This window comes from Desemzia sp. FAM 23988 (genome assembly GCF_045528365.1).
Classification (GTDB): domain Bacteria; phylum Bacillota; class Bacilli; order Lactobacillales; family Carnobacteriaceae; genus Desemzia.
The window spans coordinates 35037-49806 of the sequence record NZ_JBGQQS010000018.1; the positions used below are offsets into that span (position 1 = coordinate 35037).

The 14770-nt window shown below is 36.0% G+C and carries 13 protein-coding genes and 2 pseudogenes; 13 read left to right on the plus strand and 2 right to left on the minus strand.

All coding sequences use genetic code 11. The features are described from left to right. Position 1: 1 nt before the first annotated feature. The 4 genes and pseudogenes from ACEN4L_RS10070 to ACEN4L_RS10085 all read left to right on the plus strand — a co-directional run. Positions 2-1693: a PTS lactose transporter subunit IIBC gene (locus ACEN4L_RS10070; protein ID WP_407097562.1), complete on the plus strand. Its 1692-nt coding sequence runs from the start codon at positions 2-4 to the stop codon at positions 1691-1693. A gap of 118 nt (positions 1694-1811) precedes the next feature. Then, a complete protein-coding gene (locus tag ACEN4L_RS10075; protein WP_407097561.1) occupies positions 1812-2744 on the plus strand; it encodes a hexose kinase in 933 nt (310 codons plus the stop codon). Between the two features lie 1456 nt (positions 2745-4200). After that, a pseudogene (locus ACEN4L_RS10080) lies at positions 4201-4392 on the plus strand (recombinase family protein); the annotation flags it as partial. Next, positions 4386-4490 (plus strand): annotated as a pseudogene (locus tag ACEN4L_RS10085) (zeta toxin); the annotation flags it as partial. The pseudogenes ACEN4L_RS10080 and ACEN4L_RS10085, both read left to right, overlap by 7 nt. 223 nt (positions 4491-4713) lie before the next feature. On the opposite strand, the gene ACEN4L_RS10090 reads toward ACEN4L_RS10085, so the two are convergent. Then, positions 4714-5559, minus strand: coding sequence for an HAD family hydrolase (locus ACEN4L_RS10090; protein ID WP_407097560.1), 846 nt, complete (start codon positions 5557-5559; stop codon positions 4714-4716). A gap of 4 nt (positions 5560-5563) precedes the next feature. Beyond that, positions 5564-6331, minus strand: a complete 768-nt coding sequence (locus ACEN4L_RS10095) for a DeoR/GlpR family DNA-binding transcription regulator (RefSeq protein ID WP_138472684.1) — start codon at positions 6329-6331, stop codon at positions 5564-5566. Between the two features lie 486 nt (positions 6332-6817). Between ACEN4L_RS10095 and lacA the strand changes: the two genes are divergently transcribed. The 9 genes from lacA (at position 6818) to ACEN4L_RS10140 (ending at position 14520) form a co-directional block, all read left to right on the plus strand. Beyond that, positions 6818-7243 carry a galactose-6-phosphate isomerase subunit LacA gene (gene lacA, locus ACEN4L_RS10100; RefSeq protein WP_407097559.1) on the plus strand — a complete coding sequence of 142 codons (426 nt, stop codon included), beginning with the start codon at positions 6818-6820 and terminating at the stop codon, positions 7241-7243. Between the two features lie 16 nt (positions 7244-7259). Beyond that, on the plus strand, positions 7260-7775 hold the full coding sequence (gene lacB, locus ACEN4L_RS10105; RefSeq protein ID WP_407097558.1) for a galactose-6-phosphate isomerase subunit LacB: 516 nt from the start codon (positions 7260-7262) through the stop codon (positions 7773-7775). A 10-nt stretch (positions 7776-7785) separates the two neighbouring features. Further along, positions 7786-8718, plus strand: a complete 933-nt coding sequence (lacC, locus tag ACEN4L_RS10110) for a tagatose-6-phosphate kinase (protein ID WP_002290553.1) — start codon at positions 7786-7788, stop codon at positions 8716-8718. Positions 8719-8720: 2 nt separating this feature from the next. Beyond that, positions 8721-9701: a tagatose-bisphosphate aldolase gene (gene lacD, locus ACEN4L_RS10115; protein ID WP_002290551.1), complete on the plus strand. Its 981-nt coding sequence runs from the start codon at positions 8721-8723 to the stop codon at positions 9699-9701. Positions 9702-9728: 27 nt separating this feature from the next. Beyond that, positions 9729-10046: a PTS lactose/cellobiose transporter subunit IIA gene (locus ACEN4L_RS10120; protein ID WP_002290550.1), complete on the plus strand. Its 318-nt coding sequence runs from the start codon at positions 9729-9731 to the stop codon at positions 10044-10046. Next, on the plus strand, positions 10046-11752 hold the full coding sequence (locus ACEN4L_RS10125; protein ID WP_407097557.1) for a lactose-specific PTS transporter subunit EIIC: 1707 nt from the start codon (positions 10046-10048) through the stop codon (positions 11750-11752). Before ACEN4L_RS10120 ends, ACEN4L_RS10125 begins: the two co-directional genes overlap by 1 nt. 146 nt (positions 11753-11898) lie before the next feature. Next, complete coding sequence (gene lacG, locus ACEN4L_RS10130) at positions 11899-13305, plus strand: 6-phospho-beta-galactosidase (protein WP_407097556.1); 1407 nt, start codon at positions 11899-11901, stop codon at positions 13303-13305. 22 nt (positions 13306-13327) lie between these two features. Further along, positions 13328-13600 (plus strand): DUF3884 family protein, encoded by a 273-nt coding sequence (locus ACEN4L_RS10135; protein ID WP_002305107.1) that lies wholly within the window; start codon positions 13328-13330, stop codon positions 13598-13600. A gap of 20 nt (positions 13601-13620) precedes the next feature. Further along, positions 13621-14520 carry an aldose 1-epimerase family protein gene (locus ACEN4L_RS10140; protein ID WP_071862908.1) on the plus strand — a complete coding sequence of 300 codons (900 nt, stop codon included), beginning with the start codon at positions 13621-13623 and terminating at the stop codon, positions 14518-14520. The last annotated feature ends 250 nt before the right edge of the window (positions 14521-14770 follow it).

The following is a 14770-nucleotide window of genomic DNA, read 5'->3' on the forward strand; positions in this document are numbered from 1 at the left end:
TATGAATAATTTAATAGCACAAATAGAAAAGGCGCAACCTTTTTTTGAAAAGTTATCTAGAAACAAATATTTAAGAGCTATTAAAGATGGTTTTACTGCAGCGATGCCTGTTATCTTATTTTCTAGTTTGTTTATGTTAGTGGCGAATCTCCCAGAAGTTTTTGGATATCATTGGAGTGAAGCGACTAAACTGTGGATAATGAAGCCATATAGGTACACAATGGGAATTGTTGGTTTGCTTGTTGCGAGTAATACGTCAAAAGCTTTAACCGACTCTTTCAATAGAGACTTACCGAATAAACATAAATTAAATAGTAACTCCATTTCAATGGGAGCTATTTCAGGTTTCTTAATCTTATCGGTAGACCAAATAGAAAATGGCTTTGCAACTGCATTTATGGGGACGTCTGGGTTGATAACTGCTTTCGTAGCAGCTATCTTAACGGTACACGTTTATAAATTCTTTGTAACAAGAGAAATTATTATAAAGATGCCAGAAGAGGTTCCACCCAATATATCCCAAGCTTTTGCGGATATTGCTCCTTTTGCCGCTACAATTTCCATCACATTATTAGTGGATTTTATAGTCAGATCAACTTTTAGTACAAGTTTTGCAGAATGGCTCATTGGCATTTTTCAGCCATTATTTACTGCTTCAGACGGTTACTTTGGTTTAGCTCTTATAGCAGGAGCCATGTCTTTCTTCTGGTTTATTGGGATTCATGGTCCATCTATCGTTCGACCAGCAACTTCTGCTGTTGAATATTTAAATATAGATATCAATATTCAAACCCACTTAGCAGGGGGAAGAGCTACAAAGTTATTAACGGACCCGGCGAGAGCGTTTGTTATGACATTTGGAGGAACAGGAGCGACATTAGTAGTTCCATATTTATTTATGTTCTTCTCTAAATCAAAAAGAAACAAAGCTGTAGGAAAGGCAACTTTTATTCCAAGTACATTTGCTGTGAATGAGCCAATCTTATTTGGAGCGCCTATAGTACTTAATCCTGTGTTTTTCATTCCATTTATTTTAGCACCTATCGTAAATATTTGGATCTTTAAAATGTTTGTTGAAGTCCTTGGGATGACTGCCTTTATATTCGTCTTACCATGGACCATACCAGGACCAATTGGCATTCCTATTGCAGCTGGTTTCCACCCACTTTCATTTGTATTAGCTATTGTGTTACTTATAGTGGATGCGTTAATTTATTTCCCATTCTTTAAAGTATATGATAATCAAGTATACGAAGATGAATTAGCTGCGGAAGCAAATAGTGATGAAATAGAAACAATAGATGTACAAGAGGATACGAAGGAAATAAGTTTTCCAGAGGTCCCAGAGGAAGCAATACCTACATCGAATACTGTTCTAGATGAAAGAAAACACGTACTCGTCCTTTGCGCAGGTGGAGGAACCAGTGGGTTGTTGAGTAATGCTTTAAATAAAGCTTCAGAGAAATATAACACGGATGTAGAAGCCACTGCTGGTAGTTATGGGTCCCATAATGATATTTTAAGTGACTATGATTTAGTTATTTTAGCCCCTCAAGTAGCATCTAATTATGAAGTAATAAAGAAAGATACAGATAAACTGGGGATTAAATTAATAAAAACGAAAGGTACAGAATATATATCATTAACAAATGATCCCGAAAAAGCCATGGACTTTGTAATGACCCAATTCTAAAATGGTCAAATAGCCATTAAATGTAAACTAAATATTTTTATTTGTTACCCAAGAAGACAGACATTTTTTTCTTGGGTATCTTTTTACAAAAATCAGTGAACAATATAGGAGTTTTAAAATGATTTTAACCGTGACGATGAATCCATCCATTGATATTACCTATCCATTGGAACAATTACACATAAATACCGTTAATCGAATTGCCCAGGTTTCAAAAACAGCGGGAGGAAAAGGATTAAATGTTGCCAGAGTATTGACCCAATTAGGCGCACCTGTTAAAGCTACGGGTGTTGTTGGGGGTCATTTTGGAGATTACTTAACCGATCAATTAGATAAAGATGGGATTCACCACGCCTTCTCAAAAATAGCAGGTGAAACGAGAAGTTGTATCGCTGTTTTACATGAAGGTCAACAAACTGAAATTTTAGAATCAGGCCCCCAAGTATCAAAAGAAGAACAAGCTAACTATATAGCAAACTTCGAAAAAATATTATCAGATGCGAACTATGTGACCATTTCAGGCAGCTTGCCTAAAGGTATTCATCACGATTTTTATTCAGTATTAACTGAAAAAGCAACTCTGGCTAATGCAAGAGTTTTGTTAGATACTTCAGGTGCCACTTTGAAAAGGAGTATCGAAAGTGACTACAAACCCTTTCTAATCAAACCAAACGAAACTGAGATCGCGGACTTAATTGGAAAAGAAATTAAGTCAGAACCAACACTGGTTGAAGCTTTAGAAGATGAAAAATTCGATGGCATTGAATGGATTGTTGTAACTTTAGGAGCAGATGGTGCTTTAGTTAAGAATAAAAATAATTACTACCGTGTCGAGATTCCAACAATTGATGTAAAAAACCCAGTTGGTTCTGGAGATTCAACGATCGCTGGTTTGGCATACGCTTTATATAAAAATGAAACCCCTGAAGTTGTTATAAAAACTGGGATGGTTACTGGTATGCTTAACACACAAGAAGAAAAAACGGGATATATTAATGTAGATAATTTCGAAGCATTATTCGAACAAGTGAAAATTATAAAAATTAAATAATTCTATTTAGTACCCAAGAGGAAGATAAATCTTTTTCTTGGTTTTTTTCTATCAATCAATTTAAAATTCTTGATGGAAACATTTTATAATGCAATTGAAGATGAAGAAGGGATAGGAATTACGGTATTTTTTATATAGGCTTAAATAAGTCTATAAGATGATATGAAATTATGTTTCTGACGAGCTTTTACAGACGATTTCAACTTGTTTTATAGGGAACTATGCATAAGAATTGTTCTAAACGTTATTGGTATGATTTTTAATGACAAACTAAAAATACAATACTATAATGGAATTATAGTGTAATGTTTAAATAAAATTAATTTAGTATTTTATATCTTTTTCCTTGCAATAAGATGTATAAATCGTTATACTGATTTTAATCAAATAAAGAGCAGTTGGAAAAAAGCGCAAAAAAAAGCGCTAGCTTCCGAAATTATCGCAAAATAATTTCAGAAGAATTTCGATTGATAACGCCCTATCAATGAAATCTGTCTAACGCCCACTTGTTTATCAAGTTTATAAGTACATTTTACCATAATTTCTGGTATTGTCAATTTTGTACATTTATATAAACGTTTACATCAAGGGGTACTGGATAGATTCTAGCAAAATACATAGATAGAAAAAGGGCATCAGTCGAATAACTGATGCCCTTTTTTTGATGTTAAAATTGAATATTATAAAGAAATTGAATGTGGTGTCACGAGCCGTAGTTAAAAGGAATTGGTGGGGCGTTAGATAGCATATCCCTTATGTTTAATGTCCTAATTGAGTAAAGATTTGTCAATGCTCAAGTAAAAGCCTAAAAGTAGTTTGTGCTACTCATGGTAAAACGCAAAAAATTATGTTGTGGGTTAAAGCACCCTGTACTGTACGAATAAGCATGATTAACTTGTAAAACAAGCGCTGATGATACTTATGGACTTTGTAGATACTTTGCGATCAAAAGCAAATATTTTCTAGTAAGCGGTGGGACAGGCTCTGTATAACTGGTAAGGAAGAACGCATATAAGAAGCGAAAGCAGTTGTCGAAAGACAGTCAAACAGTCGACAAGGAGTAAGTATTAAAGCGTTCGTATTAACGCCCCAGAGAGCGTTAAATACAGTCTAAAGGGAACTTTCTCAGATCCATGCCGTCAGCTGGACCTAGTTTTGAAAGATAATGCAGACTTTTTCCATTTGATACAAGGGATAAGTCTGCCCATAACTCGAAACCAAAGCCTATCGCTACCCTAGTTTTTGTAAAGATTAAAGTCAAGAGATTAAATGAACAAAAATAAAATAAATTCGATATATATATAATTAGGTCATTAGAGTACACCTTAAACACCTAAAAAATGAAAAGTAATATTAGATATAAATAAATGTTGTTACAGGTGCATTTTTAGGATGTTTTATTTATAATATATACGTTAGGACATTTAAATAGGTCATATACGAAAAGGTGGTTTTATTGAATAAGGAAAAACATAGAATAGGCTATGCAAGAGTTAGTAGCAAAGATCAGAATCTTAATAGACAATTAAAAAGATTAAGTGAAGCAGGGTGTTATAAATTATATACAGAAAAAATAAGTGGTAAAGATACAAATAGACCTGCTTTGAAAGAAATGCTTAATTTTATTAGAGAAGGAGATATAACGATACGTTCAAACAACAGCACCCAAATTTTGACGAATTAGTGAAACTCTATGAAAAAGACGTAGTAAAACATGCAACATCCTATTCTAATCAGCTGGTAAAGCTTAATTAGGTTATATAAGCTTGAAAATAAAGGGTTTGTCCAATATGGACAAGCCTTTTTCTTATGTTTTACCACAGATTTGCCACACTTATTGTGTAAGAGTATCAAGGATAGGTATAATTTGATCCTTTGTTTTTTTAGTGATGTGCAAATAAATTTCTGTTACACGACTACCTCTAGAATGCCCTACACGGTCTTGAATTGCTTCTAGGGGTATTCCTTGCTATGCTAAGAAACTAATATGCGTATGACGGAATATATGGGTCGTAATATGTTTATTAAAACTAAGTTTATTATCAATATCAATTCCTGCTCGTTTTGGATTACCTTTTCGATTTAATTTTCCATTTTCAGGTGAGTTGAGGAAATTGTTAAGGACACTATAATGAAGAGGTGTTCCATTATAGTCGGGTTTATGACGACTTTTGGAAGTAAAAATCCATCCATTATCTTTATAATCAGGATTGAATCTTATATGTTGGTGATTTAACTCAATTTCCTCTTTAAGAATTTCTATAGCCCTTTTAGATAATTGGACATTTCGGTAACTTTGTAAGATTTTTACATTACCTTCATAGCTATTTTCTGCAGCTCCTCCGTGAGTGGACTGACTAATGATGATATTTTGCTTTTCAAAATATTGATAGGCACCAATATTTTGAAGTTTTCGACTCTGTAAGTCAACAGGGCCATTAGTTAGAATACCTATTGGGATGTGGTTTTTATGTAGAGCCAGCAGTAGTTGATGTATCTCAGGAATCATCGTAATCTGATCGAGTTCATATTCATAGTCAGCTTGGAAGTCTAGAGCTTCTGTCCTAGAAATACTATCGATGCCAAATTCTTCCATAGTCTTCTGACAGCGAAAAATTCTAAGCTGCTCAATACTGATGAGTTTTTTCGTGTATTTAGGAAAAGCAACATCAGACCAATATCTGAAACGTTTGTAAATGTTATCTATTTGTTGGATATCAATCGTTGGAAAACATTTCTCAACGCTACGTTTAAAGGGGAGTTGATGGTCATAAAGAGTGTCATCAAGGTCAAAAACAATATTTTTATAAGTCATAATTCTAGTCCGCTTTTAAAATAGTAGTGTACTGGCTAAATTCCTCTAAGTGTTGAGGGCTAATCTGGTTATCTGTAATGATGGTATCGAGTTGATCTAGATTATAGAAGTTAAAGAAATCGTATCGATCGAATTTAGTACTGTCTACTAATAAGAATTTTTCTACAGCATTGTTTAGGGCAAGTTGTTGAATCACACCTTCCTTGTCACTATATGTAGCAATAGAATTATGGGTAACAGCATTTGCACTAACAAAAGCTTTGGCAAATCTCATTGCTTTTAAATTTGTCGAAGCCATTGAACCTACAAAAGCTCCAGTTATTTCTCTATATTCACCGCCAAGAAGCAATAAATCAATGGTTTCGCTACCATTTAGAATCAAGAACACAGGGAGACTATTTGTAATGACACGAATTTTATAACCTTTACGACCTTTCAATTCTAATGCCAGTTGTTCAAGTGTAGTTCCGGGTCCAATAAAAATAGTATCGCCATCTTTGATTAAAGAGCAGGCTTTTTTAGCAATGTCAATTTTTTCTTTTGTATTTAGACTTTTCTTCTCGATATGTGTCTTTTCAAGTGGCTTTTTAGAGGAAAGCAATTGTGCACCACCATGAGTACGTGTTAAAAGTCCATCAGCTTCTAGAGCATCAAGGTCTCTACGGGCTGTCATATCGGAAATATCTAGTTCATCTATTATTTCTTTTATGGTTATGGTCCCATCAATCTTTAACATATCTAAAATTTTTTCTAATCGTCGTTTTTTGTTCATATGAAGACTCTTCTTTCATAAAGTAATTTTTTTCCAAAGATAATTCTCTTTTAATTGTATCATAAAAGACAATATTTTCAAGGTAAAACAAACAATTTCAAACAAAAACAAATGTTAGATGATGAAATAAGAACAGAGGATTGACGTATATTAGCTTAGGTCAGATTTTGTATAAGACGAAAATAAAGTAGGACCTCTTAATCAGTAAGTTATAGAAAGTAAAAGACTTTTGTAATACTTGAATAGATATTTCACGTCCATTTTGTGATGGATTAAATGAACAAAAATGAACAATAATTTAACGGTGTTATCTATTTTTTAAAAAAACAAATAAAAAAACAAAAAATAAACAAAAAGCGTTGCTTTTTGTTTGAATGTTTGATATTATATAAACAAAGAAATGACGAAAACGTTTTTTCGAACATTTTGCAAAATGTTTTCTACTTCTACGTAGCATTTCTTTCTAAAATTTAGGAGGTGGTCAAAATGGCTATTGTTGTTGGTGCAGATCTCAAAGGTACGAGATTAAAAGATATTGTGAAAAATTTTCTTGTAGAAGAAGGTTTTGAGGTAATTGATGTGACTAAGGACGGACAAGATTTTGTTGATGTTACCTTGGCAGTTGCCTCTGAAGTAAATAAAGATGAGCAAAACTTAGGTATTGTAATTGATGCTTATGGAGCTGGTCCATTCATGGTAGCAACTAAAATTAAAGGTATGGTTGCAGCAGAAGTTTCAGATGAACGCTCAGCTTATATGACACGTGGACATAACAATTCACGAATGATTACGGTTGGCGCTGAAATCGTCGGTGATGAGCTTGCTAAAAACATCGCTAAAGGTTTCGTCAATGGTAAATATGATGGCGGACGTCATCAAATCCGAGTAGATATGCTTAACAAGATGTGTTAAGAAAAGGAGTTAAGGAATGAGAATCGCAATTGGATGTGACCACATTGTCACAGATGAAAAAATGGCAGTATCAGAATTCTTGAAATCAAAAGGACATGAGGTCCTTGATTTCGGGGCATATGACCACGCACGTACTCACTACCCTATCTATGGTAAAAAAGTCGGTGAAGCAGTAGTAAGTGGTCAAGCAGACTTGGGAGTATGTATCTGTGGTACAGGTGTCGGCATTAACAATGCAGTCAATAAAGTTCCAGGTGTTCGCTCAGCGTTGGTTCGTGATATGACATCAGCTATATATGCAAAAGAAGAGTTAAATGCGAATGTTATCGGTTTCGGTGGAATGATTACTGGTGGTCTTCTTATGAATGACATCATTGAAGCTTTCATTGAAGCTGAGTACAAACCAACAGAAGAAAATAAAAAATTGATTGCAAAAATCGAACACGTTGAAACACATAATGCACATCAAGTAGATGAAGATTTCTTTACAGAATTCCTTGAAAGATGGGACCGTGGTGACTACCACGATTAAGGTATAACAAATGATTCTGACAGTCACACTAAATCCTTCAGTAGACATCTCTTATCCTCTAGAAACATTGAAAATTGATACAGTGAATAGGGTGAAAGATGTTAGTAAGACAGCTGGTGGAAAAGGCTTAAATGTTACTAGAGTCTTGTATGAATCTGGTGATAAAGTTACTGCTACAGGTTTCTTAGGTGGTAAAATTGGTGAATTTATTGAAAGCGAATTAGAACAATCTCCTGTTAGTCCAGCTTTTTATAAAATCTCAGGAAACACTAGAAACTGTATTGCTATCTTACACGAGGGTAACCAAACAGAAATTTTGGAACAAGGACCAACAATTTCTCATGAAGAAGCAGAAGGCTTTCTTGACCACTATAGCAATCTTATTAAACAATCAGAAGTTGTGACAATTTCAGGAAGTTTACCTTCAGGACTTCCCAACGATTATTATGAAAAACTTATCCAACTTGCTTCGGATGAAGGAGTAGCAGTCGTTTTGGATTGTTCAGGTGCACCTCTTGAAACAGTTCTAAAATCGTCGGCTAAACCTACTGCCATCAAACCTAATAATGAGGAACTTTCACAGTTGCTTGGAAAAGAAGTAACAAAAGATATTGAAGAACTCAAAGACGTTCTTAAAGAGTCACTTTTTAGTGGTATCGAATGGATAGTGGTCTCATTAGGTCGAAACGGTGCCTTTGCAAAACATGGTGATGTTTTCTATAAGGTAGATATTCCTGATATCCCAGTTGTTAATCCAGTCGGATCAGGGGACTCAACGGTAGCTGGTATTGCATCAGCTTTAAATAGTAAAAAAAGTGACGCTGACTTATTAAAACATGCGATGACATTGGGTATGTTAAATGCTCAAGAAACAATGACAGGGCATGTGAATATGACTAATTACGAAACACTAAACTCACAAATTGGAGTAAAAGAGGTATGAAAATGGTACTTACAGAACAGAAACGCAAATCTTTGGAAAAAATTTCAGATAAAAACGGTGTTATCTCAGCTTTGGCATTTGACCAACGTGGTGCTTTGAAACGTTTGATGGCACAGTATCAAGATACAGAACCAACTGTAGCTCAAATGGAAGAACTAAAGGTTTTGGTTGCTGATGAACTTACAAAATACGCTTCTTCAATGTTGCTTGACCCTGAATATGGACTTCCAGCAACAAAAGCATTGGATAAAGAAGCAGGTCTTCTTCTTGCCTATGAAAAAACAGGTTATGATACATCAAGTACAAAACGTTTGCCTGACTGCTTGGATGTTTGGTCTGCAAAACGTATCAAAGAGCAAGGCGCTGATGCCGTTAAGTTCTTGCTTTACTATGATGTAGACAGCTCAGATGAACTTAACCAACAAAAACAAGCTTATATTGAACGTGTTGGTTCTGAATGTGTCGCTGAAGATATTCCTTTCTTCTTGGAAATCCTTGCTTATGATGAAGAAATCTCAGATGCAGGTTCTGTTGAATATGCAAAAGTGAAACCTCGCAAAGTCATTGAAGCGATGAAAGTTTTCTCTGATCCACGCTTTAACATTGATGTTCTTAAAGTAGAAGTACCAGTTAACGTTAAATATGTCGAAGGTTTTGCTGATGGTGAAGTGGTTTACAGTAAAGCTGAAGCTGCTGACTTCTTTAAAGCACAAGAAGAAGCGACTAACCTTCCATACATCTACCTAAGTGCAGGTGTATCTGCTAAATTGTTCCAAGAAACATTGCAATTTGCTCACGACTCAGGTGCCAAGTTTAATGGTGTGCTTTGTGGACGTGCTACTTGGGCAGGATCTGTAGAACCTTACATCAAAGAAGGTGAAAAAGCAGCACGTGAATGGTTGCGTACTACTGGATTCGAAAATATTGATGAACTTAACAAAGTTCTTGTTAAAACAGCTAGTCCATGGACTGATAAAGTATAGTAAAAACATAAAACGGAGGATATTGTTGTGAACAGAGAAGAAATGACTCTCTTAGGGTTTGAAATTGTTGCTTATGCTGGAGATGCTCGCTCTAAACTTTTAGAAGCGCTTAAAGCGGCTGAAAATGGTGATTTCGCTAAGGCAGATAGTCTTGTAGTAGAAGCAGGAAGCTGTATTGCAGAGGCTCACAATTCTCAGACAGCTATGTTGGCTCGAGAAGCTTCTGGGGAGGAACTTCCATACAGCGTTACCATGATGCATGGTCAGGACCACTTAATGACTACTGTCTTATTAAAAGATGTGATTCATCACCTCATCGAACTTTATAAAAGAGGAGCAAAATAATGCATAAACTCATTGAACTTATTGAGAAAGGGAAACCATTCTTTGAGAAAATCTCTCGAAACATCTATCTTCGTGCTATTCGTGATGGATTTATCGCTGGTATGCCAGTCATCCTTTTCTCATCTATCTTTATCCTTATTGCCTATGTCCCAAATGCTTGGGGATTCCACTGGTCAAAAGACATTGAGACCTTCTTGATGACTCCTTATAGCTATTCGATGGGTATCCTAGCATTCTTTGTTGGTGGTACTACCGCTAAAGCTTTGACGGACTCAATGAACCGTGACCTACCTGCGACCAATCAGATTAACTTCTTATCTACGATGCTAGCGTCTATGGTAGGGTTCCTTTTGATGGCAGCTGAGCCTGCAAAAGAAGGAGGCTTCTTGACAGCCTTCATGGGAACAAAAGGTCTTTTGACAGCATTTATTGCAGCCTTTGTGACAGTTAATGTTTACAAGGTCTGTGTGAAAAATAATGTTACTATTCGTATGCCTGAAGAGGTTCCACCAAATATCTCTCAAGTATTTAAAGACTTGATTCCATTCACTGTATCGGTTGTTCTCCTTTATGGACTTGAACTCATTGTTAAGGGAACTCTTGGTGTAACCGTTGCAGAATCAATCGGTACCCTTCTTGCTCCTCTCTTCTCAGCTGCAGATGGTTACCTTGGAATTACACTTATCTTTGGTGCTTATGCCTTCTTCTGGTTTGTTGGTATCCACGGTCCTTCAATTGTCGAACCAGCAATCGCTGCTATCACTTATGCCAATATCGATGCCAACTTGCATCTTATCCAAGCTGGACAACATGCAGATAAAGTTATCACTTCTGGTACTCAAATGTTTATTGTTACCATGGGTGGAACAGGAGCTACATTGATTGTTCCATTCTTGTTCATGTGGATTTGTAAATCAGAACGTAACCGTGCCATCGGACGTGCCTCAGTTGTTCCAACATTCTTTGGGGTTAATGAGCCAATCTTATTTGGTGCACCAATCGTATTGAATCCGATTTTCTTTGTACCGTTCATTTTCGCTCCGATTGTCAACGTTTGGATCTTTAAATTCTTTGTTGACACATTGAACATGAACTCATTCTCTGCCAACCTTCCATGGGTTACTCCTGGTCCGTTGGGAATTGTACTCGGTACTAACTTCCAAGTTCTATCATTTATCTTAGCCGGACTCTTGGTAGTTGTTGATACTATCATTTATTACCCATTTGTTAAGGTATACGATGAACAAATTCTTGAAGAAGAACGTTCTAGTAAAACAAACGATGCTCTTAAAGAAAAAGTAGCTGCAAACTTCAATACTGCTAAAGCAGATGCCGTTCTTGGAAAAGCAGGCGTTGCTAAAGAAGATGTAGCAGCAAACAATAATATCACAAAAGAAACTAATGTCCTTGTTCTTTGTGCAGGTGGAGGTACAAGTGGCTTGCTTGCCAATGCCTTGAACAAAGCAGCAGCAGAATACAATGTTCCAGTCAAAGCGGCAGCGGGTGGTTACGGTGCTCACCGTGAAATGTTGCCAGAGTTTGACTTGGTTATCTTGGCTCCACAGGTCGCTTCAAACTTCGATGATATGAAGGCTGAAACAGATAAATTGGGCATTAAACTTGCAAAAACTGAAGGAGCTCAATATATCAAATTGACACGTGATGGACAAGGTGCTCTTGCATTTGTTCAACAACAGTTTGATTAATAAATTTGTAAAAGTTATTTGAGACGAGATTATTCTTTCAGTTCCTTATAATATTGTTAACCATATCATTGCATTTCATTTCATTTCCTTGGTTTCCGGAACTCAGAATATCGTCTCAAATGCTTTTTTTGAAAGGATTTATAGTTATGACTAAAATACTTCCTAAAGATTTTATTTTTGGTGGTGCTACAGCTGCTTATCAAGCAGAAGGTGCGACTCACACGGATGGTAAAGGCCCAGTTGCATGGGATAAGTATCTTGAAGACAATTATTGGTACACAGCAGAGCCTGCAAGTGATTTTTACCATAAATATCCTGTTGATTTAGAATTAGCTGAAAAATATGGCGTTAATGGTATTCGTATTTCAATTGCCTGGTCTCGTATTTTCCCAACTGGCTATGGCGAAGTAAATGAAAAAGGTGTTGAATTCTACCATAATCTTTTTGCCGAGTGCCACAAATGTCATGTTGAGCCATTCGTGACTTTGCACCACTTTGACACACCAGAAGTTTTTCACTCAGATGGAGATTTCTTAAACCGCGAAAATATAGAACACTTTGTAGATTATGCCGCTTTCTGTTTTGAAGAGTTCCCAGAAGTAAACTACTGGACAACTTTCAATGAAATTGGCCCAATTGGAGATGGTCAATACTTGGTTGGTAAATTCCCTCCAGGCATTCAATATGATCTTGCCAAAGTCTTCCAATCACACCACAATATGATGGTTTCTCATGCACGTGCTGTGAAATTGTATAAAGATAAAGGTTATAAAGGCGAAATTGGTGTAGTACATGCGTTGCCAACCAAATACCCTTATGATCCAGAAAATCCAGCAGATGTTCGTGCCGCTGAGTTAGAAGATATCATCCATAACAAATTTATCTTGGATGCAACCTACCTTGGACACTATTCAGATAAAACGATGGAAGGGGTCAACCACATCCTAGCTGAAAATGGTGGAGAACTTGATCTTCGTGATGAAGACTTCCAAGCACTTGAAGCAGCTAAAGATTTGAACGATTTCCTTGGTATCAACTACTACATGAGTGATTGGATGCAAGCCTTTGATGGTGAGACTGAAATCATTCACAATGGTAAGGGTGAAAAAGGAAGTTCTAAGTACCAGATTAAAGGTGTTGGTCGCCGAATCGCACCAGATTATGTGCCTAGAACGGATTGGGACTGGATTATTTATCCTGAAGGCTTGTATGACCAAATCATGCGAGTGAAAAATGATTATCCAAACTACAAGAAGATTTACATCACTGAAAACGGTCTTGGATACAAAGATGAGTTTGTAGATAATACCGTTTATGATGATGGTCGTATTGATTACGTGAAGAAACACTTGGAAGTTTTATCAGACGCAATTGCGGATGGTGCAAATGTTAAAGGTTACTTCATCTGGTCACTTATGGATGTCTTCTCATGGTCAAACGGATACGAAAAACGTTATGGACTATTCTATGTAGACTTTGACACGCAAGAACGCTATCCTAAGAAATCAGCTCATTGGTATAAGAAAGTAGCAGAAACTCAAGTGATAGAGTAATATTACTTGAAAATGTAAAAAATTGTTATCCGATACTTTAGAAAAAGTACAACACTTATTTAGACCAGGCTTTGAAAAGGTATATATTGTTAGTTTCGAAGATTGTCCTATGATTCCTGAGCTTGAAGCTACCCCGTTGCTAAAATGTGGTAAATGGTATGTTTCAACTGGAAAAGAGTGGATTTGCCATTCTGATTTAGAGTTATCAGCATTTGAATGGGAATTTTTACAATCACTCGATGTAGAAATACGTGAGACTATTCACTTCGAGGTAAATTATTTGCCTTTCCAATAATAAAAAGAAAGGAATTAGTTGTGACTATCGAATTAAAAAACGAGTATCTTACTGTTCAGTTTAAAACACTGGGTGGTCAACTGACTTCGATTAAAGACAAGGATGGGATAGAGTATCTCTGGCAAGCTGATCCAAATTATTGGAATGGACAGGCGCCTATTCTATTTCCTATCTGTGGTAGTTTACGAAATGATTGGGCTATTTATAGACCTCAAGAAAGACCCTTTTTTACAGGTCTTATTCGTAGACATGGTTTTGTTCGAAAAGAAGAATTTATTCTGGAAGAAGTCAATGATAATAGCGTGACCTTTAGTATTAAACCAAATGCTGAGATGCTTGATAATTACCTATATCAGTTTGAACTGAGAGTTGTTTATACCTTGAATGGTAAATCAATTAGAACCGAATTTCAGGTAACGAACTTGGAAATGGAAAAAACAATGCCTTACTTTATTGGAGCCCATCCAGCATTCAATTGTCCTTTAGTAGAAGGTGAAAACTATGAGGATTATTATATTGAATTTAGTGAGGTTGAGTCTTGCTCGATACCAAAGAGTTTTCCTGAGACAGGATTATTAGATTTGCAAGATCGGACACCTTTTTTGGAAAATCAAAAGATTCTCGATTTGGACTACTCACTTTTTTCCCATGATGCCATTACACTTGACCAGCTCAAGTCTCGTAGCGTAACGCTTCGGTCAAGGAAGTCTGGTAAAGGTCTTCGAGTAGATTTTGATGATTTTCCGAACTTGATTCTGTGGTCTACAACTAATAAAAGTCCATTCATTGCTTTGGAACCTTGGAGTGGTCTCTCCACTTCACTTGAAGAAGGTAATTTCTTAGAAGATAAAAGACAGGTAACGAAAATTTCACCTCAAGAAACTTCTAGAAAAATCTATGATATTACTATCCTTAATTAAAATTTGTTATTATTTGAGTCTTCAATAAGATTTGAATACTCTTACCTTGTGATGATAGATTGGTCTTCTCCGTGCCAGTCTTACATCGCAAGGTTTTTAAGTTTTTTGTGGGTCTATGTCAACGTAAGCCCGATGAAATTAACCGCATAGAAAGCCGGAAATTCTTCCTGTATGATAAGACTATCTTAATCAGAAGGAGGAATTTTTGTTATGCCAAAACAACCCCATCACACCATCGTCCCCGTCTCAC

What these genes read in the sequence shown, in the direction of transcription:
- ACEN4L_RS10090 (WP_407097560.1), bottom strand. Translation starts at nt 5,559, where the DNA reads ATGACTTATAAAAATATTGTTTTTGACCTTGATGACACTCTTTATGAC.
- lacA (WP_407097559.1), top strand. Translation starts at nt 6,818, where the DNA reads ATGGCTATTGTTGTTGGTGCAGATCTCAAAGGTACGAGATTAAAAGAT.
- ACEN4L_RS10125 (WP_407097557.1), top strand. Translation starts at nt 10,046, where the DNA reads ATGCATAAACTCATTGAACTTATTGAGAAAGGGAAACCATTCTTTGAG.
- ACEN4L_RS10070 (WP_407097562.1), top strand. Translation starts at nt 2, where the DNA reads ATGAATAATTTAATAGCACAAATAGAAAAGGCGCAACCTTTTTTTGAA.
- ACEN4L_RS10095 (WP_138472684.1), bottom strand. Translation starts at nt 6,331, where the DNA reads ATGAACAAAAAACGACGATTAGAAAAAATTTTAGATATGTTAAAGATT.
- lacC (WP_002290553.1), top strand. Translation starts at nt 7,786, where the DNA reads ATGATTCTGACAGTCACACTAAATCCTTCAGTAGACATCTCTTATCCT.
- lacG (WP_407097556.1), top strand. Translation starts at nt 11,899, where the DNA reads ATGACTAAAATACTTCCTAAAGATTTTATTTTTGGTGGTGCTACAGCT.
- lacB (WP_407097558.1), top strand. Translation starts at nt 7,260, where the DNA reads ATGAGAATCGCAATTGGATGTGACCACATTGTCACAGATGAAAAAATG.
- lacD (WP_002290551.1), top strand. Translation starts at nt 8,721, where the DNA reads ATGGTACTTACAGAACAGAAACGCAAATCTTTGGAAAAAATTTCAGAT.
- ACEN4L_RS10075 (WP_407097561.1), top strand. Translation starts at nt 1,812, where the DNA reads ATGATTTTAACCGTGACGATGAATCCATCCATTGATATTACCTATCCA.